This is a genomic window from Bacillus sp. GMa5/1 (genome assembly GCF_050172015.1).
Lineage (GTDB): Bacteria > Bacillota > Bacilli > Bacillales > Bacillaceae_G > Bacillus_A > Bacillus_A cereus.
In genome coordinates, this window is record NZ_JBNLYC010000042.1 from 1 (window position 1) to 23,248 (window position 23,248).

The following is a 23,248-nucleotide window of genomic DNA, read 5'->3' on the forward strand; positions in this document are numbered from 1 at the left end:
ATTTGAAAATTAGGAGGTTCATAATGGGTAAACTATTAAATTTGTTTCGTGATATGAAAGTAGCAAAAAAGCTATTAATTTCATTCTTTGTAATTTTAATTGCAGCCGTTTCTATAATCGGGGGCATGTCTTATCAAACTGCTAAAAAGAATTTTGAATCACAAATTACGAGTAGTGCTAACGATAATATAAAAATATTAGATAATTTAATCAATCAAATGATTGAAGCAAAATTTAACGATGTGAATAACTTTGCACGAGTAATTCAAGGGAATATGTATCAAGGGGATAATCAGGATGAGCTAAGAAAGACATTATCTCAGTATATCAATTTGAATATAGATGTTGAACAAGTGTATGTTGCCGGTAATGATAAGAAATTTGTACAGGAACCAAATATACAAATGGCAGCAGATTATGATCCAACAACACGACCTTGGTATAAAGATGCAGTGGCAAAACAAGGTGGTATTGTTGTTAGCGAGCCATATAAGGCAAAAGGAAATGGACATATTGTCGTAACGATTGCAAAACAAACAGAAGATAAAAATGGGGTTGTTGCGCTAGATTTAAGTTTAGACAATTTATTAAAAACAACAAAGTTAATCAATATTGGTAAAAAAGGATATGCCTTCATTTTAGATGGAAAGCAAAAAATCATTGCTCATCCACAAGAAAAATCAGGGGATAAAGCAGCTGATTCTTGGGCAAAGAAAATTTATGAAGATAATCATGGTGCTTTTACATATTCTTATGGTGGTAGTGAAAAGAATATGGTATTTGCTACAAACGTAAAAACAGGTTGGAAAATTGGTGGGACGATGTACGCAACTGAAGTAATTGAAGCTGCTCAACCTGTATTTTATAATATGTTAATTGTTATGCTTATTTCGTTAGTAGTAGGTGGAGTACTTATTTATTTTGTGACACTTTCAATTACGAAGCCTTTAAAGAGACTAGTTATCACTTCTAAAGAAATAAGTGAAGGGGATTTAACGCAAACAATTGAAATTCATTCTAATGATGAAATTGGTCAACTTGCGAAAGGTTTTAACGAGATGACAAATTCATTACGAACGTTAATTGGAAGGATTAACACTTCGGCAGGACATGTTGCAGCAGCATCAGAAGAACTAACTGCAAGTGTAAGACAAGCGAGTGAAGCAACTGAGCAAATTACAACAGCAATGGATGAAATATCAAGTGGGGCAACGACGCAAACAACAAGTGTAGAAAATGGTGCTATGTTACTGTTTGATGTAACGGAAGGAATTCAGCATGTAGCAAATAGTTCATCATCTATTAATATCGCTTCTGCTCATACTCGTGAAAAAGCAGAAGATGGTGGGAAACTAGTAGGAAGAACAGTAAACCAGATGCAGTCTATTGCAGAATCGGTTTCACAATCAGATGCTGTTATACAGTTATTAAATAATAAATCAAAACAAATTGGTGATATATTGGAAGTAATTCAAAATATTGCAGATCAAACAAATCTTCTAGCTTTAAATGCGGCAATTGAAGCGGCAAGAGCTGGTGAACATGGAAGAGGTTTTGCAATTGTTGCAGATGAAGTACGTAAATTGGCAGAGCAGTCTAGCATATCTTCCAGTGAAATTAGTAAATTAATAGGCGAAATACAAGACGATATGGGTAAGACAGTCAAATCAATGAATCATGTAAATGAAGAAGTTCAATCTGGACTTGTTATTGCAAATGAAACGAAGCAAAATTTTGCTGAAATTTTACAATCTACAAATGAAATAGCTAATCAAATTAAGACGATGGTTGAAACGGCTAATGGAATGTCAAAAGGGGCAAATGAAGTATCTATTTCAGTAGGACAAATTGCAATGACAGCACAAAATAATGCGACAAGCACACAAAATGTTGCGGCTTCAGCTGAAGAACAGCTAGCTTCGATGGAGGAAATTGGATCAGCGGCGGGTACGCTATCTCAAATGGCTGAAGAATTGCAAGTATTAATTGAGAGATTTAAAGTTTAATAGAGAACAGACTCCCCCTAGTAGCATTATGACACTAGAGGGTAGTCTGTTTTATTATGTAAAATCAAATGGAGATGTAAGCTTCCTTTATGACGTTTAAAATGGTATTTTGCATAATATTTGTCGAAAAATAGAGGTGTTTGTTAGCTTTGTGTATAATTATTAACCTATAGAATACAAATAAAAGGAGAGTATTATGGGAGTGTATTGGGGGACAAAAAGACATTCTTGGCTTAGTTACGTCTCATTTTGGCTAAGTATTTCATTTTTTATTGTTTTTCTAATTGAAGTGTTTATATTAAAAACACTTTCGAATAGCTCGGTGCAAATTGTTAAATATTTTTATTTTATACTTGTACCAGTAAATATTTTTCTTAGTTTAAAGTTACTATTTAAGAAGAATGAAAAGAAAGCGTTACCTATTTTTAGTTTCATTGTCTCATTATTATTTGCAATTTTAATAATCGTATTAGTTTTAGCAGCTATAGGGAAGTTCTTTTAAGGGGAGTGGTATAAGTCACTCTCCTTTTTTATTTGTGGTAGTCTTACTATATGTAAAAGTGTGAATGCTGTGAGCTAATAAAAGCGGAGAGTAGACAATATTTGCATGGATTAAAGTCTGTCGTTATTTGAACTTGTAAGAGTGTATGGAGTAATGAGGTAATATACATAATAATGGAGATAGAATTAGTTATTTTATAAGTGTGTATGAAGCAAATGAATACGATAAGAACGGTGATATATGGTACAATAGCTATGGATAGTGATAGAGATAAAGGGTATATAAAATACTCATCGTTTTTTAGTAAGAGAGGGGTTATCTTATGCTATACGAGGATTTGGAGACATTATTTCAAACAGCTCCGAAAGAAGATAGAGGCGGATGGAAATATATAATCCAAGAACAAAATGATACATTTAAAATTGGTGATGAAATACTGAAAAATCAAATGAGTGTCGAATTGTATTTTAATGAATACGATGAGGTGAAAATCACTTTATATAAAGATGGAATTCCCATTACGACTATGCAAAAAATTACGATTTCAAAAGTTGAATTAGACGAAGATGAAGAAGGTATTCAATTTGTTTTAGAACGCATGCCTAGTCGAATGATTCGGTTGCAGTTAAAGCCGTATTTAGCATTAGAAATGGGACCGTACTGGGAAGTATGTGATGATTGTGAATGAACATAAAAAAGCATCCAATAACATGGATGCTTTTTTATGTTTTTTGAAGTTGTTTAAACGCAATGATTGGAAGTATAACAATACTTACCCATCCGATGATAGGATATAGAATGTGAAGTAAGTCACTGTAACCGATGTAACTAAAGCAATAACTAATTAGTAAAATGAAGAAAATAATATTGTGATTTTTCCACCCAGTAATAGATTGCATCTGTTTTGTCATTCCGAACACATTACCAACTAAAGTTGTGAAAACTTCACCGAAAATAATGAGAACGAAGAAGAAGTGAAAAGTTGCATTAAATCTTCTTATGACTTCAGCCATTGGGATGTTATATTGATAAAATTGATCGACTGATAAGATTGCTAAATGGCTGCATAATAAAATTAAAGAAAGTCCAGCACCACCTAAAATCCCACCCCAAAAAATGGCTTTTCGATCCTTTACTTCACTGGCTAATGGGACGAGAACACTTTGGGCGAGAGAAAGGTTTAAGGCGACATATGTAATAGGGCTAGTAATCCATTTCATATTCCAGCTCTCTGCAGGAATAGTGTTATTAATAGGAGGTGTACCGTGAAAAAAGGTTGTAATAGCAAGTCCGATAATAAAAATCATCATAATAGGTACGACAAGTGTATTTACTTCAAAAACACCTTGTAACCCGCGGCTACTTATAATGAGACAAGCGATAACTGTAATGAGAATACCGAGTTGTCTTGGTAAGCGAAGTTGCTCTTCAAATACTGCACCAGCCCCTGATAACATAACGCTCGTTACGCCGAATAAAACGAGTAATAATAATGTGTTTACAACATTCCCAAATACATCCCCAAATAAATATTTGTTAAATTCTTGCGCTGAAAATGCCCCGATTTGTGATGAAAGTAACATCATCTTTGTGCCAAGCCAAATAAAAAAAAATCCACTTACACATATGCCAATTGTCCCGTATAATCCATTCACTGTGAAAAATTCAACAATTTCTCGTCCAGTAGCAAATCCAGCTCCAACGACAGTTCCGATATAAGTAGCAGCTACTTTCTTTGCTACTTGCCATTGTTGATTGTCCATGTTATCCCTCTTTCTACTATGATGAGCTTGATGTACTATTATGCATATGTATGAGCTTGGACAATTAGACGTATGAAGTGGTTGAAAAAATACATGAATTAAATGATATTAGGGAAGCATTAAAGGTGTTAAAACTTTGTTACATATAAGCCAATTGTTCGAAAGGAAAGGGAATGTATGGTAAAATGTAATTAAGTTATTAAAAGATAAACATTACAAAATGATAAGAGGAGTGATTGTATGAGTACGAAAACAAATGTTGTTGAAGTATTAAACAAGCAGGTAGCAAACTGGAATGTGTTATATGTTAAATTACATAATTATCACTGGTATGTGACAGGGCCACACTTCTTTACATTACATGAGAAATTTGAAGAGTTTTATAATGAGGCTGGAACGTATATTGATGAGTTAGCAGAACGTATTTTAGCTTTAGAAGGTAAACCATTAGCGACAATGAAAGAATATCTCGCAACATCTAGTGTCAGCGAAGGGACAAGCAAAGAATCTGCAGAAGAAATGGTGCAAACATTAGTGAATGATTATTCTGCACTTATTCAAGAATTAAAAGAAGGTATGGAAGTTTCGGGTGAAGCTGGCGATGAAACATCAGCTGACATGCTGTTAGCAATTCATACAACATTAGAACAGCATGTATGGATGCTAAGTGCATTCTTAAAATAATGATAAATATATAGAAACCCATTGAAAAATTATTTCAATGGGTTTTTTTATGATTTTTCAGTTTTCTTTTATGCTATAATATAGTAAAAAGGAGGCGATGCGATGTTTCGCTTTTTCAGAACTGGAAAAGAAGAGCGGGAAATTACGAAAGATGAATTAGAACAAGCGATGGCTCAGTTTTTAGAAACGAATGCTAATATCGTTTATACAGTATTAGTAAATGATGATTATACAGTAAATTATGATTTGTTAAAACCATATTTACCTGCATTTCCAACAAATGTTTTTCTCATAACGAAGGAAACGCTTGAGGTATTTGAACATACAGCAGAAAATTTAAACCTAGTGAAAGAAATTGATGTCGTACAAAAAGCAGTAGATCAATACGTAACAGAAAAAGAAATGTTCCCAATTGTTGAAGGTAGCGAAGATCGCCTCATATGTGGAATGAAATTAGGACCTTACTTAAATCGTAGCTTAAAAAGAGACTTATATATTTCAGAAAAACATTATTTAGTTTCAAGTAAACCAGATAGAAAAAAACAAAAGAGTGGGTAGATGTAATGAAAACAACAATACATATATTGTTGTCTTTTTTTGTTTGTTAAAATATTGAGTTTTCAGTTTATTAATATTTATATTAAATGTATTGGACAGAGAAGGATAACTATTAAGTATCATTCGGAGAATAAGATATTGCTAGGGCGAGTTATATAAAATCTTCACAAAGTGGTATAAAGATTCGCAAAATAAATATTATAAAAAGTTTCGGGGGAATTGGTACATGAAAAATAGTATGACTTACATTCAATTATTAAATGAAACGTTACGTTGTTATGCAAATAAAGGAAGTTTTGAAGCGTACAATTATATAATGGAAAACGCTACAGGTGTAATAGGGAATGAGGCGCAAATATATAATTTTAAGTATGCGCTCGCAAGTGCATCAGGACTTGAAAAAGAAGCATTACATTTAATGAGGGAGGCCATTATAGAAAAGGGATTCTGGTATGGAAATGAATATTTAATTTCCGACGAAGATTTAAAATCACTACATAAATTTAAAGAATTTCATACAATGGTGCAATTATGTAAAGAAAGAGAAGAATTAGCATATAAAAAGGAAAGACCAGATGTGAAATATATATACAGCAAGAAAGAGGGGAATCTACTACTTACATTACATGGTGACCAAGAAAATATTCAAATAGTAGAGCCATATTGGAAATCAGTTTTGGCACAAGATTACACGTTAGCTTTACCACAGTCTTCACAAATTGAGTTTTCAGATGGATTTGTTTGGAATGATATAGAGAGAGGGAAAGAAGAATTAAAAGAGCATTACAATAATTTTATAGAAAATCATACAGTAGAAAATGTAGTAATTGGTGGTTTTTCTGCAGGGGCAAGAGTAGCTTTATATACGATTTTGCAAAAAGATATAGATGTGGATGGTTTTGTTTTTATAGCACCGTGGCTTCCCGAGATTGAAGAATGGGATGAGTTGCTAAGAGTGCTGCAGGATAAACATATAAAAGGATATATAGTATGCGGGGATCAAGATGAAGATTGTTTCGAATCCACGCAGCAATTTGTACGATTATTAAGAGATAAGAATATAGAACATAAGTATAAAGTTGTGCCTAACTTAGATCATGATTATCCTATTAACTTTGATGAGCTATTAAAAGAAGCTATTGAATATATAGGAAATAAAAACAATAAGTAGTAAGAAAAAGAGATGCATCACATGTGATGCATCTCTTTTTAGAGTTATAAATTAAAAGCATTTGCTAGTAAGCGATAAGACTTTAATTTATGTTCAAATTGATGGGTAATCGTGACAATCATAAATTCGTCAGTATTGTATGCTTTGCTTAAGTTTATTATTTTTTCTTTTACAGAAGACGGATCACCAACAATCATACGTTGACGATTTTCTTTTATACGGAATAAATCATAAGCACTGTATGAATAATTTTGAGCAGTTTCAATAGAAGGTGTACCAGTAGTTCGTTTTCCTTGCTCTAATAATAAGATTGATAGATCTAAACTAGAAGCAATTTTTTCCGCTTCTTCATTTGTTTCTCCGCATATAACAAAGATGGCAACGATTGAATTAGGCTTATCTCCTAAAAACGAAGGCTCATATTGTTCTTGGTAAGCCCTCATAACTTCAGGGCCTCCGAAGCCGTTAATAAATTGTGCAAATGCGAAAGAAGCTCCGTTGTTTGCAGCAATTTTAGCGCTCTCTCCGCTAGAACCGAGCATCCACATTTCAGGAGACGTTGGGATAACTGGAGTGGCTTTTAAGTTTGCATAGTGATGGTTTTCTGGTACTTGATCATGTAAGTACATTGCAACGTCTGCAATTTGTTCTGGATATTGATCAAGTGAGACCATTTTCCCTTCTTGAAGTGCGCGAGTTGCTATTGGCATACCACCAGGTGCTCTACCAACACCGAGATCGATGCGGTTCGGATACAATGCTTCTAGAACACGGAAATTCTCAGCAACTTTATATGGGCTATAATGCGGTAACATAACACCACCTGAACCGACTCTAATACGGTCCGTTTTTGCGGCAATATGAGAAATAAGTATTTCTGGACTTGAACCAGCTAAGCTTACGGAATTATGATGTTCGGATACCCAAAAACGTGTGAATCCGAGTTTTTCAACTTCTTGTGCAAGCGTAACTGTATGTGAAAAAGCTTGGGCTGCTGTGCTACCATCTGAAATAGGTGATTGGTCTAATACACTTAACTTGATCATAGAATATACCTCTCAATCTTAATGTACATCCTATTATATATTTACTTATGAAAAATGCGTAGTGAAATGCTCAAAATGAAAAGCGGATAATCTTATTTCCGCTTTTAACGAGAAAATCCGCGTTCATAATGATTCATTTCGACTAGATTTAAAATATATTCATAGTTGTCAATTTCACGCTTTAGTTGTTCACGTTCTTTTTCAGATAGTGTCATATTGCTAAGTTTTTTACATAAGTTTTGTTTCTTTAATTCTAAATGTTTTTTTGTAGCATCGTAGTCATAAGTATGTTTCATTTTTAACCACTCCTTCTTTGTAGTTGCTATATTATACGAAGTATAAAGAAAAGTGAGATCTGTCTCTTATGTACTTTTAGTGAATATTCAAATTGCAATGGTGTTATGTTTATGGGGATTTATGAATAAAATGCACTAAACCACTAACGTCCATTTGATGAAGTAAGGGGTGGAATTGTGCAGAAAGATATAATGTATAATACTGAAATGGATGAAGCGTTAAAAGTTATAGATCAAGGATTGAAGAAGACGATAAGCCCAAAACAAATTATTGTAGTGGGAGCTGGTATGGCTGGGTTAGTTTCAGCTTCTTTATTAAAGGCTGCAGGACATGATGTGAAAATTTTTGAAGCAAATAACCGGGTAGGTGGTCGTATAGAAACAGTTAGAATGGAAGATACCGGATTATATTTAGATGTTGGAGCAATGAGGATTCCTTATTCACATACATTAACGATGGCATATATAAGAAAATTTAGGCTACAGGTGAGACCTTTTATTAATAGGAATGAGACGGATATTATATACGTAAATGGACGGAAAACGACGTTAAAACAATATGAAAAAGATCCAAGTATTCTAAGATATCCTGTGGAAATGAATGAAGTTGGAAAAACGTCAGAGGAATTATTATTGTTAGCGGTACAGCCCATTATAAATTTTATAAAAAAGAACCCAGAAAAAAATTGGGATATTGTTGTAAAGGATTTTGGGAGATACTCTACTGGACAATTTTTAAAGTATCATCCTTATCAGTATAATACTTACTTTTCGCCAGTAACAATTGAGATGATTGGTGTTCTATTAGATTTAGAAGGTTTTTTGGAACGGTCGTTTGTAGAGACTTTACGCTTTCTATACATTATGCAAGAGGAGAGCGGATTTTGTGAAATTGTGGGCGGGAATGATAGATTGCCAAAGTCATTTTTACCGCAATTAGAAGAGAATATTATAAATAATCAAAAATTAATGAAGTTACATCAACACGATAATGGTGTGACAGCTTTCTATCGGAACGAGGAAACTTTTGAATATAGTAGTATTACAGGAGATTTAGTTATTGTTACCATTCCGTTTTCGACAATGCGTTTTGTAGAAGTAGATCCGTTTGATTCTATATCTCATGAAAAATGGAAAGCAATTCGTGAATTACATTATATGCCTGCGACGAAAATAGGAATTCAATTTAAAAGCCGATTTTGGGAAGAACAAGGACAATTAGGTGGCAGAATTATAACAGATTTGCCAATTCGTTATGCCTATTATCCAAGTTATGGAATTGGGGAGAAAGGACCGGCTATGATGTTAGGTAGCTATACATGGTCTTATGACGCGTTGTTATGGGATGGTTTATCAAAAGGGGATCGTATTTATTACGCATTACACAACTTAGCAACAATATTAGGTGGTCAAGTGTATGATGAGTTCATATCTGGAATTTCAAAAAGCTGGACATTGGATCCGTATGCGCTTGGAGGATTTGCACTTTTTCAAGCAGGTCAAGAATCTGAGCTGCAACCAGCGATTGTCAAACCAGAGGGGAGAATATTCTTCGCTGGAGATCATACAACGCTATATCACGGATGGATTCAAGGTGCGATTGAATCTGGAATTCGTGTAGCGGTGGAAGTGAATGAGTAAAAGGTTTTCAATTCAGAAAATTCTTTACTATATAACTTCAGATGGATATTATTATATATAAAAGAAATATAGGGAGTGTTTACAGTGAATCCATTATTATTCGATTTTCCTTCTGAATTTTATACTGACAGACTTTTTATTCGAATGCCGAAACCAGGAGATGGTAAAGTTGTATATGATGCAATTCAGGCTTCAATACAAGAACTAAAACCTTGGATGGTGTTTGCACAAAAAGAGCAAACAGAGCAAGAAGTAGAAGAAAGTATTAGAAAATCACATATTCAATTTTTGCAACGTGAGGATTTAAGATTACTAGTATTTTCGAAAGAAACAGGTGAATTTATTGCTTCAGCCGGATTACATCGTATTAATTGGGATATACCTCAATTTGAAATCGGATATTGGATTGATACAAGGTTTAGCGGAAAAGGCTATATGGTAGAGGCTGCGAAAGGTATAACCGATTACGCTTTTTCTGAATTAAAAGCAAATCGTGTAGAAATTCGTTGTGATTCTTTCAATAAGAAGAGTAGAGCGATACCTGAGAAATTAGGTTTTAAGTTAGAAGGTACGTTAGAAAGTGCGAGTGTTGCGGTAGATGGAAACGGATTAAGAGATATGTGTGTATTTGCCATGACTAGAAATACATATGAAAAAGAAGAGCTGTAAGAAAACAGCTCTTCTTTTTATGCATTATGGTACAGGATGTCCATTAGAGCTTTCGAAAATTGTAAACCATTGTTGACGGTCTAAGTTAACTTTTGTAGCAAGAGCGGCAGTTTTTACGCGATCTAATTTACCAGAGCCAACGATTGGCATCATATTAGCTGGATGAGCAAGTAACCAAGCATACATAACCGTATCTATACTAGAAACACCTAGCTCAGTAGCAACTTTTTGCACAGTTTCACGTACACGTACGGCGCGTTCTGATTGACCAGTAAAGATCTCCCCACCAGCAAGAGGTGACCAAATCATTGGATTGATTCGTTTTTCTTGGCATAAATCAATTGTCCCTTTTTCAAAATGCTCAAGCTGCAATGCAGAAACTTCAATCTGGTTCGTAATAAGCGGGAAATCTAAGTACGAACTTAACATATTAAATTGTGAAGGTAAGAAGTTAGATACACCGAAGTGACGAACTTTCCCTTCTTGTTTTAATTGTGAAAATGCTTTTGCCACTTCATTTGGATCCATAAAAGGATCGGGACGATGAATAAGTAATACGTCAATATAATCTGTATGTAAATTTTTAAGTGATGCTTCTACACTTTGCATAATATGCTCTGCACTAGTATTGTAGTGAGCAACATATCGCTCTGGAAATTTCGGTGATGGGGGAGCGATTCCACACTTTGTAATAATTTGCATGTTTTCTCGTAAGGAAGGCTTTAATTGTAAAGCTTCGCCAAATAACCCTTCACACGTATATGCGCCGTAAATATCAGCGTGATCAAAAGTAGTGATTCCCATATCCATACAATCTTCAATGAAATAAAGTAATTCTTGTTTCGTCATATTCCATTCTGCTAAACGCCAAAATCCTTGAATAATACGAGAAAATTCTAGCGTTTCAGCCATTTGAACTCGATCCATTATAAGTACCCCCTTGATGAATAATAATGTTTTGAAAAGGCTTTCTTACTACATGTTATTATATAGTTAATTAGGTGTAGAGACAATAAATATGTTTTGCTACAAAAACGATTTTCTCTATATGCTATAATGTAGAAACATATAGCTATAAGGAGATGTACGAAATGATTCCAGTAACAATATTAACTGGTTTTCTTGGATCTGGGAAAACGACATTATTAAATCGTATTTTATCAGAAAATCACGGTAAGAAATTAGCGGTGATTGTAAATGAAATAGGGCAAATTGGCATTGATAATCAGTTGATTATGAATGTGGAAGAAGAAATTATGGAAATGACAAATGGCTGTTTATGCTGTACTGTACGTGAAGATTTACTCGTTGCTTTAAAACAGTTACTGGACGTAAAAGCGGAAGGGAAAATGGATTTTGATGGTTTAGTAATTGAAACGACTGGCCTTGCAAATCCAGGCCCGATTATTCAAACATTCTTTTTAGATCCAGTCATTCAATCTGCTTACCAAATTAACGGTGTTGTAACGGTAGTAGATAGTTATCATATACATAAACATTTTGAAAAAGGATTAGAAGCAAAAGAGCAAATTGCGTTTGCTGATGTCGTTTTAGTAAATAAATTAGATTTAATTGAAGAGAATGAGAAAGAAAATCTCTTGCATGAAATTCAAAGAATTAACCCGACTGCAAAGTTAATTGAGGCGACTAACTGTGAGGTAGATATACCATCTTTATTACAAATCCAAACGTTTAAAACGAAAGATACGTTGCAAATTTACCCTCATAAAGAACATAACCACTTAGAAGGTGTGAAATCATTTGTATTACGTGAAGAACGTCCGCTGGATTTACAAAAGCTTAATGAGTGGATGTCAGCTGTCGTTCAAGAGCTAGGGGAATATTTATATCGTTACAAAGGAATTTTATCGATAGATGGAGTAGATAAACGTATCGTTTTCCAAGGTGTACATACGTTATTTGCTGCTTCGTACGATAGAGAGTGGCAAGAGGGCGAAGAGCGAGTAAGTGAAGTAGTTTTTATCGGAAGAGATATTAATAAAGAGTGGTTCCAAGAACATTTCGAGGAGTGTGTGAAATAAGTCTGCGTAAATTGCAGGCTTATTTTTTATAAGCATTCTATTAGATTGCAAAACAGAATTAAATAAGGGGGAGAAACTAAAAATTGATAAATGTATAATAAAAAGCCTGTTTTCACAGGCTTGTATTTTCGTCTATTAGTAACTCCATTACAACACCTACAACTGGACCTTCATCATCAATATCCCCATTTAAGCGGAAACCAAATGATTCATACAGTCCCATTGCAAGTTTGTTGTCTGGATGTAAACTTAAGTAAATTATTTTGCATTCAAATTTTTCTTGTAAGAATTGAATGAGTAAGCGAAGGAAACGTTTTGCGTATCCTTTTCCTTGATATTGTTGGTCAATCATAAAGCGATCGAGCCATACACTTTTATGTTTTACTGAATACCATCCATACATTGCGTATCCTACAAGTGTTTCTCCATCATATAAACCTACTGACGTTCCGTTTCCTTCATATAATGATTCTGCTAAAGAAAACGCGTTACTTTCAATAAATTGTTGCTGATCTTTTGCGACGTCTAAAGCAACTACTGAACGCCAATTTTTTGCTGTTACTTCACAAATGTGAAGATTCATAATTCCAACTCACCTTCTAAATTAATATAGCTTTAAAGCTAATATGGATAATTTTACTTGTTATTTTGGTCAAGTCAAGGATAAATACATAAAAAGGCAGCTGAATAACAGATTCAGCTGCCTAGAAAATATAATGGATTAGTTTGTTGCTTCTTTCAATGTATTTACGTTTTCTTCCATTAAAGTGAAGTAATCTTTATTATTTTTTGCATCATCTTCAGAAATAGTAGCTAAGTGATTTAAGCGTAAAACTTTTGTACCAGTTTCTTTTTGAATTACGGATGCTACTTTTGGAGTAGAGAATGTTTCGAATAAAATATATTTTAGATTATGTTCTTTTACTGTTTTTGTAATGTCAGCAAGCTGCTTTTGAGATGGTTCATCAGAAGCTGAAATTCCAGCGATAGGAATTTGTTTTAGGCCGTATCGTTGTTCCCAGTAACCATAGGCAGCATGAGAAACTAAAATTTCTTTCGTTTTTGCGTTCGCTACAGCTGCCTTAAATCCATCGTCTAAATCAGTAAATTTAGTTTGAAGTGCTGCAAAGTTTTTTTCGAATTCTTGTTTATGTTCAGGTTGTAACTCTACAAGTGCATTTTTAATTTTTTCTGCCTGTTTCATTGCTAGAGTAGGATCTAACCAAACATGCGGGTCTTTATCGTGATGATGTTCATCTTCTTTATGGCCATCTCCATGATCATGATGCTCTTCTTCAGTAGAAGCACGAAGCTCAATACCTTTAGATGCATTTACAATTTTAACATTTTCTTTTTGTAATGTTTTTTCCATTTTTTCAGCAAATGGTTCTAATTCAGCGCCGTTATAAACAAATAAATCGGCTTTTGCAACTTGTACTGTTTGTTTTTGACTTGGTTCAAATGTATGTGAATCTGCACCAGGTGGGTAAATCGCTTCAACATTTACATAGTCGCCACCGATTTTCTTTGCGAAATCAGCAAGCGGAAAAATCGTTGTATAAACTGTTAGCTTTCCATCTTTCTTGGCATTACTTTCTTTTTTATTTGAGCAGCCAGCGAAAATTAAGGTAAAAATAAGTAAGAATGAAAATATAGTCAATCTTTTAGGCATGAAGTTCTCCTCTTTTCTTTTTTACGGATATATTTTCCCCAATTATAGAAGAAAAATATCATTTTAATACAAAACGGAATAATTACGTTTTAGTTTGCGAACTTAGTATAATACATCTTTAATAAAGTTGCAATAAATAATAATCATTCCGATTTGTTTTTGTTATAAAGTTGTCAAATATAGGGGTATTATTTTTGCAAATGCATGCATATGTGACAACGCTGTTTTCATATATTGAAAAGGAGGTAAAGAGGGGGATGAGCGCTTGGGTTACTTAATGGAAGCTATTTTATTAATATTAGCGGTAGTATTGCCATTATCTTTCGTATTAATTTTTTTAAGAAGATTAATAAGTAATTTAGGGGACGCTACAACAATAACGAAATTACAAGAGAGAGATGAGAAAAAAGAGTGAGTAAAGCACTATGCGTACGCATAGTGTTTTACTTGTGGTAAAATAAGAGCAGGAAACTCCTAAAGGTTGTATTTTACTAAAGGAGAGAAAAGTAAAATAAGAGGTATATGCATATATGAATAAGCGAACAGCGTTAATACTCGGTGCAAGTGGTTTAGTTGGACAAGAGATAACGCGTCTATTACTTGAATCAGATTACTACGATTCGGTTACTATTTTTGTAAGAGAGCCAATGCAATTGCAACATGAGAAGTTACAGCAGAAACAAGTTGATTTTTCGGTATTAGAGGAATATAAAGAGTTCTTTGCTGTGGATGATGTTTTTAGTTGCTTAGGAACAACAATAAAAAAAGCAAAAACAAAAGCAAATTTTAAAAAAGTAGATTATGAATATACGTTACGAGCTGCTTGTTTAGCTGAAAAACAAGGGGTACAAAATTTCCTTGTCGTGTCTTCTATGGGAGCGAATCCTAAATCATTCTTCTTTTATTCACAAGTGAAAGGAAAAATGGAAGAAGAATTGCAAAAGTTAGTGATTGGTGGTATTCACATTTTTAGACCATCATTATTAGTAGGAAATCGACAAGAATTTCGTTTCGGTGAACGAATGGCTGAAAAGTTATCTCGTATTATTCCGTTTATCTTTAAAGGAGCTTTCAAAAAATATAAACCAATTTCAGCTAAAGATGTGGCGAAAGGGATGTATATAACCGCGCTGCGAGAAGAATCGGGTATCCATACTTATAATTCAAATGAAATTACAACGATAGAATAAATAAAACCGAGAAGAATGACTTCTCGGTTTTATTTATTCGTATGAATTTTTCCTGGTGCTCGCTTATATTGGTGAGGTTCTTGCAATTCAAAGCCAAGTTCATTGGCCGCTATTCTCGGAAAATACGGATTGCGAAGTAATTCACGTCCGATAAAAATTAAATCTGCTTCGTTATTATTTAAAATTTGCTCTGCTTGTACTCCGGTCGTAATTAATCCAACTGCACCAGTTGCAATGTTAGCATGCTCTTTAATATGTTTAGCATATTGTACTTGATAACCAGGATACACATCAATATGTGCTGGTACAACTGCGCCAGAACTACAATCGATTAAATCTATTCCCTGTTCTTTCATCCACTTTGTATACTGAACGTAATCTTGAACTGTTAGCCCGTCAGGATGATAATCATTTGCTGAAATACGGACAAATAACGGTCCGTCCCAAACTTCATTTACAGAGTCGATGATTTCGCGTAAGAAACGATAGCGGTTTTCAGGTGAACCACCATATTCATCAGTCCGCTTATTGGAAAGCGGAGAAAGAAATTCATTAATAAGATAACCGTGAGCACCGTGTATTTCAATAACATCAAATCCAGCTTGTTTTGATCGTACTGCAGCTTGCTGAAAAGCTAATACAGTATCTTTAATTTGGTGTTTGCTCATTTCTATTGGCATTTTCATTGTTTCATTAAATGGAATGGCTGAAGGAGCTAACGCATCTGTTTCTAATTCTGCTTTTCTTCCGGCGTGAGCGAGTTGAATGGCAGCTTTTGCACCATTATCATGTATAAAAGTAGTCGTTTTATGTAAGCCTTCAATTAGGTTGTCATTCCAAATGCCTAAGTCTTTATTTGAAATTCGACCTTCAGGTAACACGGCTGTTGCTTCAATCATAACTAAACCAACTTGACCGGCAGCTCTTGTTCCATAATGAATGAGATGGAAATTCGTTACTTGGCCATCCCCGTTTTCCGATGAATACATGCACATAGGTGACATAACAATCCGGTTTTTTAATGTAACGTCCTTAATTGTATAAGGTGAAAAAAGTTCGGAATTCATCCAATAGCCTCCTAGATTGAATTTTCTTACATTGTATCATTCTCTTTTTTGTTTCTCTAATAAAACGCTTATACGAAAAATTTTGTATATTCGTGTTACAATGACTAATATGAACTGAATTGGAGGATGGCATATGTACCAGGCTTATTATGAAAGCGAAGTAGGTTTGCTTGAAATTACAGCGAATCAAGAAGGAATTACGTCTGTTATATTTGTTGATGAACGACAAGAAGAAAATAAAAATGAAATGATAGAACAATGTATAAATGAGTTAGATGAATATTTTAAAGGGAAAAGAAAAGAGTTTACGGTCCCGCTGTCTGCGGAGGGAACAGCATTTCAAAAAAATGTATGGGATGCACTTTATACTATTCCATACGGCGTAAGTGCTTCATATTTAGATATTGCAGAGAAAGTTGGAAATACAAAAGCTGTACGGGCAATAGGAGGGGCAAATAGTCGGAATCCAATTTCAATAATTGTTCCATGTCACCGTGTAATAGGAAAGAGTGGAAAGCTTGTTGGATATGCTGGTGGTTTATGGAGGAAAGAGTGGTTATTAAAACACGAAGGTATTTTGAAATGACGTATGGATGGGAAGAGGGATTGTTTTGAAATGTATAAATTGTGGGCAACCTTGCGAGGAGGAACAGTTAAATTGTGCAAGTTGTCAGCGAAACTTGGATAATGAACAAGAGGAAGGTAGCTCGTTAATAGATAAAGAACTAGAAGTATATGTAGGGAGACAATATCCGTATTACAAAAGGAAATGGGAACTTGAGAATAAGCGGATTGCTAGGTGGAGTTGGAATGGTTGGGCTGCTATTTTCAATATAGGCTGGCTAGGATATCGTAAGTATTATGTACCAGCTGCTTTATTTATGTTGTTATTAGTAGCGTGTGATGCATTTTCGTATTATATGGGATTTAATGTAGCGTTGCCAATCATTAATATGGTGCCTCTTACGTTTTTATTACTCATTTTTATTCTGTTTGGAATGGGGATTTTTGCAAATGGATTATACTATCAATTTGCGGAAAGACGTATATACCGAATAAAAGCAAGAGAAATAAAAGATAAATCAGTTGAAAACTATCTAATCAATGATAGCGGCGGAACGAGCAAAATGGGAGCGACAATTGTTACTATTTTAGCAGTTGCTAGTATATTTTTTAGTCATTTCTTTTTTCCGACTGATCGAGACGTTATTCAAAAGGTTCGTACAAGCTCGCTTTATGAATATCCTTTCTTTTCAATAGGTGAATCTTTCGAAAATTATTTTCAAAATTCAGGTTGGATATATTATCGTGGAACGGAAGGGTTAGAATTAGTAGAATTCCAAGGATATAACACCGGAACGCCAAGACAAAAGGTGAAGATTCAATTTGTTGTCGATTATAAATTAGGTGAAGTGGAACCATACTCATTTATGGTTAATGGTGAATCTAAAACTGAAGAAGAGTTTTTGAAGCTGATGGAAGAAATATTTAAAGTTCAAAATCCATTTGATATAGAGGATGGATTACAAGTAAATGCTATTCAAGAGAGCGGCTGGAAAGAAATTTCCGATCGCTTTTTTCTATGTTTGTTAAAATAAATATTTAAAATAATCAGAATCTTTTGTATAATGAAATATATTATATAGGATTTAACTTATACATATAGATTGGGGGAAGGAAGAATGAAGAGAAAGACAACAACAATTGCTGCACTTGCGTTAACGACGAGTGTATTGGTTGCAGGATGTGGGAATGGTGAGAAGGCTTCGACAACGAAGAAAGAATCGAATAAGGGAATGGCCGATAAACAAGTTTTAAATTTGCTAGAAACAGCTGAAATTCCTTCAATGGATACATCTAAATCAACGGATTCTGTATCTTTCCGTGTATTTGTAAATGCAATGGAAGGTTTATATCGTCTAGATAAAGATAATAAACCAACACCAGGTATGGCAAAAGATGTGAAGATTAGTGAAGATAAAAAGACATATACATTTGAATTACGTGATGCGAAATGGTCAAATGGTGATCCAGTTCGAGCACAAGATTTTGTATATGCATGGCAACGTACATTAGATAAAGCAATAGCGGCAGAATATGCATTCATTTTATTTGATGTGAAAAATGCACAGAAAGTAAATAAAGGTGAATTACCAGCAGATCAATTGGGTGTTAAAGCGAAGGATGATAAAACGTTGGTAGTAGAATTAGAGCAACCAGCACCTTATTTTCTTGAGCTTACGTCGTTCCCTACATTTTTCCCATTAAATGAAAAATATGTGAAAGAGCAAGGAGATAAATACGGATTAGAAGCAGATAAATTAGTATATAATGGACCATTTACAATGAGTCAATGGAAACATGAACAAAATTATCAGTTAAAGAAAAATCCTAATTATTGGGATAAAGATACTGTAAAGTTAGACGAAATTAATGTAAGTATTGTGAAGGAAACAAGCACGGGAGTAAATTTATATGATAGTGATCAAGCAGATCGAGTTATTTTAACTTCTGAATTTGTTGATAAATATAAAAAGAATAAACCAGATGAATTTAAAACGAAGTTAGACCCGCGCATATATTTCTTACGTTTTAACCAAAAAAATGCAACATTTAAAAACCAAAAAGTACGTGAAGCGATTGATTTAGCATACGATAAAAAAGGAATTGCTGATGTCATTTTAAATGACGGTTCATTGCCAGCATATTTCTTAGTACCTGAAAAATTCACGACAGGTCCGGATGGAAAAGATTTCCGCTCTGTAAATAAAAACTTCCGTGATAGTAAAGATAACGCAGAGAAAGCAAAAAAATTATGGGAAGAAGCGAAGAAAGAGCTTGGTCAAGATACAATTACGGTTGAATTACTAAACGATGATAACGGTAGCCGTAAAAAAGTAGGCGACTTTATTAAGGAAGAACTAGAGAAAAACTTGCCTGGTATTAAAGTGAATTTGAAACAGCAACCATACAAGCAGAAGCTAGATTTAGAAAAGAAATTCCAATATGAATTCTCATTATCTGCATGGAGCCCTGATTATCCGGATCCAATGACTTATATTGATATGTTTGTTACTGGAAGCTCATTTAATGAAATGGATTATTCTAATCCGAAGTATGATGATTTAGTAGCGAAATCAAAAGGAGAGCTATTAAAAGATGATAAAGCACGCTGGAATGCACTTGCGGAAGCTGAAAAAATCTTAATTGGTCAAGACGCAGCAATTTCTCCTACGTACCAACAAAGTACAGCTTATTTAGAGAAGCCATTTGTAAAAGGCATTGCTAACCATACGTTTGGCGGGGACTTCAGTTATAAATGGGCATATATTACAAAAAAATAGTATAATAAAAGATGAGTGAATTTTCGCTCATCTTTTATTTGTATAAGGAGGAATTATAGTTGTTAAGAGGAATCAATCATATTTGTTTTTCGGTATCTAATTTAGAAAACTCTATTATGTTTTATGAAAAAGTATTAGAAGGAGAATTATTAGTTAAAGGAAGAAAATTAGCTTATTTTAACATATGTGGAGTATGGATAGCGCTTAATGAAGAGACGCATATTCCGAGAAATGAGATTCATCAATCTTATACGCACATTGCATTTTCTGTTGAACAAGAAGACTTTAAATGTCTAATACAGCGATTAGAAGAAAATGATGTTCATATTTTACAAGGAAGAGAACGTGATGTAAGAGATTGCGAATCTATATACTTTGTTGATCCTGACGGTCATAAATTTGAGTTTCACTCAGGGACACTGCAAGACCGTTTAAATTATTATAGAGATGAGAAACCTCATATGACATTTTATTAGGGAGGGATAGCATTTGCATGCACTTGTAATTGGTGGAACAGGAATGCTAAAGAAAGTTTCTATGTGGCTTTGTGAGAAAGGATTTTATGTTTCTATTATCGGGCGAGATGAAGTGAAATTAGAAAATGTTAAGCGAATGAGTTCTGCACCAGAAAATATTACATGCCTTTCGTTAGATTATCATAATGATGAAGATGTAAAGCTAGCTATTAAAAGTACAATTAAGAAAAATGGCCCGATCACATTAGTTGTTGCATGGGTACACACAAGTGCAAAGCATGCACTATCAAATATTTGTAAAGAACTAGATTTGTCGTCTAAAACATATAGTTTATTTCATATTTTAGGTAGTAAAGCATCACGTATGCCTGCACAAAAAATAGGGAGTACGCGATGTATTTATCATAGAATTATTTTAGGTTTTATTTTAGAAGATACATATGGAAGATGGCTTACTCATGAAGAGATAGCTGATGGAGTTATAAAAGGGATTGAAAGTAAACGAGCGGAGTGGATTGTAGGGAGAGTTGAACCGTGGGAATTACGACCAACATGGTGAGGGGGAGTAAGAAATGAAAACAACTATATATGTAACAAGGCATGGTGAAACAGAGTGGAATGTAGCGAAGCGAATGCAGGGACGGAAAAATTCTGCTTTAACTGAAAATGGTATAGTTCAGGCGAAACAATTAGGGAATCGAATGAAAGATTTACCAATCCATGCGATTTATAGTAGTCCGAGCGAAAGAACACTTCATACGGCAGAGTTAATAAAGGGGGAACGTGATATACCTATTATAGCGGATGAGCATTTCTATGAAATCAACATGGGTATATGGGAAGGACAAACAATCGCGGATATAGAAAAGCAATTTCCAGAAGAAGTACATCTGTTTTGGAATGAGCCAAATCTTTTTCAGTCAACATCAGGCGAAAATTTTGAGGCCGTTTATGAAAGAGTAATTGAAGGGATGCAGCTTCTTTTAGAGAAGCATAAAGGACAAAACATATTGATTGTTTCTCATGCGGCAGCAGCAAAATTACTTGTAGGGCATTTCGCGGGAATTGAAATAGAAAATGTGTGGGATGATCCATTTATGCATAGTGCCAGTTTGAGCATAATAGAATTTGAAGAGGGTATTGGTAAAGTGAAACAATTTGCAGATATAAGTCACTTTCAATAAATGTAAAAAAGGCCGCAAAACGGCCTTTTTTGGGTGGTATAAAAACTAGCAGTTACGTTTTTTATACCAGAAGTGATCGAATTTCTTATTTTTGCAAGATGGGAATTTATGTCCGCCTTTGCAATCATTCCATTTGTGTCCGCTATCGTGACAGTCTTTACCATGATCACATGAATCATCGCAAGAGTGACCGTGTCTGTTAGGGAAGAATTCGCATTTTTTACAGAAACTTCGTTTTGTCCAGAAAAATTTCTTTTCAAAGCGTATGCATTTTGTAATGAATGTACAATGTTTTCTGCGAGTACGTTTTGTAACTAATACGCATTCTTTTCTACGCGTTACTTTCGTAACGAACGTCCATTTTTGAACACGTACACGTGTACATTTCGTAACAAATGTCCATTTTTTTACATGCGTACATTTTGTAACGAACGTACAATGTTTCACGCGAGTACATCTTGTTCTAGGACATTTACCCCCAGTTGTACATTTACATCCAGTTGTACAATGATGATGAGTGAATTTATCATCATCGCACTCAAATGTACTTGGATCTTGGTGTAAGAAATCCTCCATCCCAGCACTTTTGATTTCTTCAACAGCTTTTCTAATATCACGTTTCATAGAAATCCTCCTTATCATGTATTAAAGTGAAAAGGTATTCTTTTTCCTTAACATGATATGTATGTAGGCATCTTTCTGAACAGGACAAGAGTGTAATTTTATATAAATAGATGATTGCGGATGTATGGACAAGACAAGGCGCATACATTGAATGAAGAGAACTGAGAAGGGATGAGAAAACATGCTGCCTTCATATGATTTTTTTGTTCATCCAATGTACTTAGTGGAATTGAAAAAGGACATTTGGTCAGATAGTCCAGTGCCAGCAAAATTAACTTATGGAAAAAAGAAGTATGATATTGATATCGTATACCGAGGAGCTCATATTCGGGAATTTGAGAAAAAGTCTTATCATGTTATGTTTTATAAGCCTAAAAAATTTCAAGGTGCGAAAGAGTTTCATTTGAATTCGGAGTTTATGGATCCGTCTCTCATAAGAAATAAATTATCTTTAGATTTTTTTCATGATATTGGTGTACTTTCGCCAAAATCACAACATGTATTTATAAAAATTAATGGTCAAATTCAAGGTGTGTACTTACAGTTAGAATCGGTTGATGAAAATTTTTTAAAAAATAGAGGATTACCGAGTGGTTCTATTTATTATGCGATAGATGATGATGCGAATTTTTCATTAATGAGTGAACGAGATAAAGATGTTAAGACAGAGCTCTTTGCGGGTTATGAATTTAAATATTCGAATAAAAATAGTGAAGAACAACTGAGTGAATTTGTATTTCAAGCGAATACTTTGACGAGGGAAGCCTATGAAAAAGAAATTGGGAAGTTTCTACATGTAGATAAATATTTACGATGGTTAGCAGGAGTTATTTTTACGCAAAACTTTGATGGTTTTGTTCATAACTATGCACTATATCATAACGATGAAACAAATTTATTTGAAGTTATACCGTGGGATTATGATGCGACTTGGGGGCGAGATGTACAAGGGAGACCGCTTAATCATGAATATATTCGCATTCAAGGGTATAATACGTTGAGTGCAAGATTGCTAGACATACCTGTATTTAGAAAGCAGTATCGAAGTATTTTAGAAGAAATATTAGAAGATCAATTTACAGTTTCGTTTATGAGGCCGAAAGTAGAAGGGTTGTGTGAATTGATTCGTCCATATTTACTACAAGATCCATACATGAAAGAAAAATTAGAAACATTTGATCAAGAGGCTGATATGATTTATGAATATATAAATAAGAGAAGAAAGTATATACAAGACCACTTACATGAATTGGATTAATTTTGAAAGAGATTGAAACGTTATCAATCTCTTTTTTTTGTATAATAAAGATGTA

General features: G+C 34.1%; 26 protein-coding genes and 1 pseudogene. 19 read left to right on the forward strand and 8 right to left on the reverse strand.

Translation table 11 applies throughout. The features are described from left to right. Positions 1-125 precede the first annotated feature (125 nt). The 4 genes and pseudogenes from ACQGSG_RS12785 to ACQGSG_RS12800 all read left to right on the forward strand — a co-directional run. Positions 126-1,064 (forward strand): annotated as a pseudogene (locus ACQGSG_RS12785) (HAMP domain-containing protein); the annotation flags it as partial. 123 nt (positions 1,065-1,187) lie between these two features. Next, the gene (locus ACQGSG_RS12790) at positions 1,188-2,006 is read left to right on the forward strand and encodes a methyl-accepting chemotaxis protein (RefSeq protein ID WP_408732993.1); all 819 of its coding nucleotides are present in this window, start codon (positions 1,188-1,190) and stop codon (positions 2,004-2,006) included. Between the two features lie 196 nt (positions 2,007-2,202). Continuing rightward, entirely contained in the window at positions 2,203-2,508 is a 306-nt protein-coding gene (locus ACQGSG_RS12795) for a hypothetical protein (protein ID WP_000539571.1), read from the forward strand. Between the two features lie 322 nt (positions 2,509-2,830). Then, positions 2,831-3,196, forward strand: coding sequence for a DUF3979 family protein (locus ACQGSG_RS12800; RefSeq protein ID WP_000965059.1), 366 nt, complete (start codon positions 2,831-2,833; stop codon positions 3,194-3,196). Positions 3,197-3,230: 34 nt separating this feature from the next. On the opposite strand, the gene ACQGSG_RS12805 is transcribed toward ACQGSG_RS12800, so the two are convergent. Continuing rightward, a complete protein-coding gene (locus ACQGSG_RS12805; protein ID WP_000370203.1) occupies positions 3,231-4,271 on the reverse strand; it encodes a YkvI family membrane protein in 1,041 nt (346 codons plus the stop codon). Between the two features lie 240 nt (positions 4,272-4,511). Here ACQGSG_RS12805 and ACQGSG_RS12810 point away from each other — a divergent pair, with 240 nt between their 5' ends. The 3 genes from ACQGSG_RS12810 (at position 4,512) to ACQGSG_RS12820 (ending at position 6,684) form a co-directional block, all read left to right on the forward strand. Continuing rightward, the gene (locus tag ACQGSG_RS12810; RefSeq protein WP_098279622.1) at positions 4,512-4,955 is read left to right on the forward strand and encodes a Dps family protein; all 444 of its coding nucleotides are present in this window, start codon (positions 4,512-4,514) and stop codon (positions 4,953-4,955) included. A 102-nt stretch (positions 4,956-5,057) separates the two neighbouring features. Next, entirely contained in the window at positions 5,058-5,513 is a 456-nt protein-coding gene (locus ACQGSG_RS12815) for a DUF3939 domain-containing protein (protein ID WP_000488206.1), read from the forward strand. A 226-nt stretch (positions 5,514-5,739) separates the two neighbouring features. Beyond that, positions 5,740-6,684, forward strand: coding sequence for an alpha/beta hydrolase (locus ACQGSG_RS12820; protein ID WP_098279621.1), 945 nt, complete (start codon positions 5,740-5,742; stop codon positions 6,682-6,684). A gap of 44 nt (positions 6,685-6,728) precedes the next feature. Here ACQGSG_RS12820 and ACQGSG_RS12825 read toward each other — a convergent pair whose 3' ends face one another. After that, positions 6,729-7,730 (reverse strand): LLM class flavin-dependent oxidoreductase, encoded by a 1,002-nt coding sequence (locus ACQGSG_RS12825; protein ID WP_000594041.1) that lies wholly within the window; start codon positions 7,728-7,730, stop codon positions 6,729-6,731. A 104-nt stretch (positions 7,731-7,834) separates the two neighbouring features. Beyond that, positions 7,835-8,026, reverse strand: a complete 192-nt coding sequence (locus ACQGSG_RS12830; protein WP_000683359.1) for a DUF3896 family protein — start codon at positions 8,024-8,026, stop codon at positions 7,835-7,837. Positions 8,027-8,203: 177 nt separating this feature from the next. Between ACQGSG_RS12830 and ACQGSG_RS12835 the strand changes: the two genes are divergently transcribed. Together ACQGSG_RS12835 and ACQGSG_RS12840 are read left to right on the forward strand one after the other, a co-directional pair. Next, positions 8,204-9,667 (forward strand): flavin monoamine oxidase family protein, encoded by a 1,464-nt coding sequence (locus tag ACQGSG_RS12835; RefSeq protein ID WP_325842651.1) that lies wholly within the window; start codon positions 8,204-8,206, stop codon positions 9,665-9,667. A gap of 84 nt (positions 9,668-9,751) precedes the next feature. Beyond that, a complete protein-coding gene (locus ACQGSG_RS12840) occupies positions 9,752-10,336 on the forward strand; it encodes a GNAT family N-acetyltransferase (RefSeq protein WP_001068749.1) in 585 nt (194 codons plus the stop codon). Positions 10,337-10,360: 24 nt separating this feature from the next. On the opposite strand, the gene ACQGSG_RS12845 is transcribed toward ACQGSG_RS12840, so the two are convergent. Beyond that, positions 10,361-11,263: an aldo/keto reductase gene (locus ACQGSG_RS12845; RefSeq protein WP_426947472.1), complete on the reverse strand. Its 903-nt coding sequence runs from the start codon at positions 11,261-11,263 to the stop codon at positions 10,361-10,363. A gap of 164 nt (positions 11,264-11,427) precedes the next feature. On the opposite strand from ACQGSG_RS12845, the gene ACQGSG_RS12850 reads away from it, so the two are divergent. After that, complete coding sequence (locus ACQGSG_RS12850; protein WP_325842650.1) at positions 11,428-12,378, forward strand: GTP-binding protein; 951 nt, start codon at positions 11,428-11,430, stop codon at positions 12,376-12,378. A gap of 112 nt (positions 12,379-12,490) precedes the next feature. Here the strand turns inward: ACQGSG_RS12850 and ACQGSG_RS12855 are convergent, their stop codons facing one another. Then, positions 12,491-12,961, reverse strand: coding sequence for a GNAT family N-acetyltransferase (locus ACQGSG_RS12855; protein ID WP_001048677.1), 471 nt, complete (start codon positions 12,959-12,961; stop codon positions 12,491-12,493). A gap of 138 nt (positions 12,962-13,099) precedes the next feature. Then, positions 13,100-14,050 carry a metal ABC transporter substrate-binding protein gene (locus ACQGSG_RS12860; protein WP_001126151.1) on the reverse strand — a complete coding sequence of 317 codons (951 nt, stop codon included), beginning with the start codon at positions 14,048-14,050 and terminating at the stop codon, positions 13,100-13,102. Positions 14,051-14,315: 265 nt separating this feature from the next. Between ACQGSG_RS12860 and ACQGSG_RS12865 the strand changes: the two genes are divergently transcribed. Beyond that, positions 14,316-14,465, forward strand: a complete 150-nt coding sequence (locus ACQGSG_RS12865) for a hypothetical protein (protein ID WP_000540932.1) — start codon at positions 14,316-14,318, stop codon at positions 14,463-14,465. Between the two features lie 115 nt (positions 14,466-14,580). Further along, positions 14,581-15,240, forward strand: coding sequence for an oxidoreductase (locus ACQGSG_RS12870; protein ID WP_001042736.1), 660 nt, complete (start codon positions 14,581-14,583; stop codon positions 15,238-15,240). 29 nt (positions 15,241-15,269) lie between these two features. Here the strand turns inward: ACQGSG_RS12870 and namA are convergent, their stop codons facing one another. Next, positions 15,270-16,307 carry an NADPH dehydrogenase NamA gene (namA, locus tag ACQGSG_RS12875; protein WP_325842649.1) on the reverse strand — a complete coding sequence of 346 codons (1,038 nt, stop codon included), beginning with the start codon at positions 16,305-16,307 and terminating at the stop codon, positions 15,270-15,272. Between the two features lie 133 nt (positions 16,308-16,440). Here namA and ACQGSG_RS12880 point away from each other — a divergent pair, with 133 nt between their 5' ends. The 6 genes from ACQGSG_RS12880 (at position 16,441) to ACQGSG_RS12905 (ending at position 21,311) form a co-directional block, all read left to right on the forward strand. Next, a complete protein-coding gene (locus ACQGSG_RS12880) occupies positions 16,441-16,893 on the forward strand; it encodes a methylated-DNA--[protein]-cysteine S-methyltransferase (protein ID WP_000283913.1) in 453 nt (150 codons plus the stop codon). Positions 16,894-16,900: 7 nt separating this feature from the next. After that, on the forward strand, positions 16,901-17,905 hold the full coding sequence (locus ACQGSG_RS12885; protein ID WP_002061181.1) for a DUF2628 domain-containing protein: 1,005 nt from the start codon (positions 16,901-16,903) through the stop codon (positions 17,903-17,905). Between the two features lie 84 nt (positions 17,906-17,989). Next, complete coding sequence (locus tag ACQGSG_RS12890; RefSeq protein WP_000824273.1) at positions 17,990-19,651, forward strand: peptide ABC transporter substrate-binding protein; 1,662 nt, start codon at positions 17,990-17,992, stop codon at positions 19,649-19,651. Positions 19,652-19,710: 59 nt separating this feature from the next. Further along, positions 19,711-20,127, forward strand: coding sequence for a FosBx1 family fosfomycin resistance bacillithiol transferase (gene fosB / locus ACQGSG_RS12895; RefSeq protein ID WP_000943769.1), 417 nt, complete (start codon positions 19,711-19,713; stop codon positions 20,125-20,127). Positions 20,128-20,140: 13 nt separating this feature from the next. Then, positions 20,141-20,686 (forward strand): short-chain dehydrogenase, encoded by a 546-nt coding sequence (locus ACQGSG_RS12900; protein ID WP_000543118.1) that lies wholly within the window; start codon positions 20,141-20,143, stop codon positions 20,684-20,686. Positions 20,687-20,699: 13 nt separating this feature from the next. Beyond that, the gene (locus ACQGSG_RS12905) at positions 20,700-21,311 is read left to right on the forward strand and encodes a phosphoserine phosphatase 1 (protein WP_325842647.1); all 612 of its coding nucleotides are present in this window, start codon (positions 20,700-20,702) and stop codon (positions 21,309-21,311) included. Between the two features lie 45 nt (positions 21,312-21,356). Here ACQGSG_RS12905 and exsB read toward each other — a convergent pair whose 3' ends face one another. Continuing rightward, a complete protein-coding gene (gene exsB, locus ACQGSG_RS12910; protein WP_000817498.1) occupies positions 21,357-21,935 on the reverse strand; it encodes an exosporium protein ExsB in 579 nt (192 codons plus the stop codon). Between the two features lie 181 nt (positions 21,936-22,116). On the opposite strand from exsB, the gene cotH reads away from it, so the two are divergent. Next, positions 22,117-23,193, forward strand: a complete 1,077-nt coding sequence (cotH, locus tag ACQGSG_RS12915; RefSeq protein WP_000937999.1) for a spore coat protein CotH — start codon at positions 22,117-22,119, stop codon at positions 23,191-23,193. The last annotated feature ends 55 nt before the right edge of the window (positions 23,194-23,248 follow it).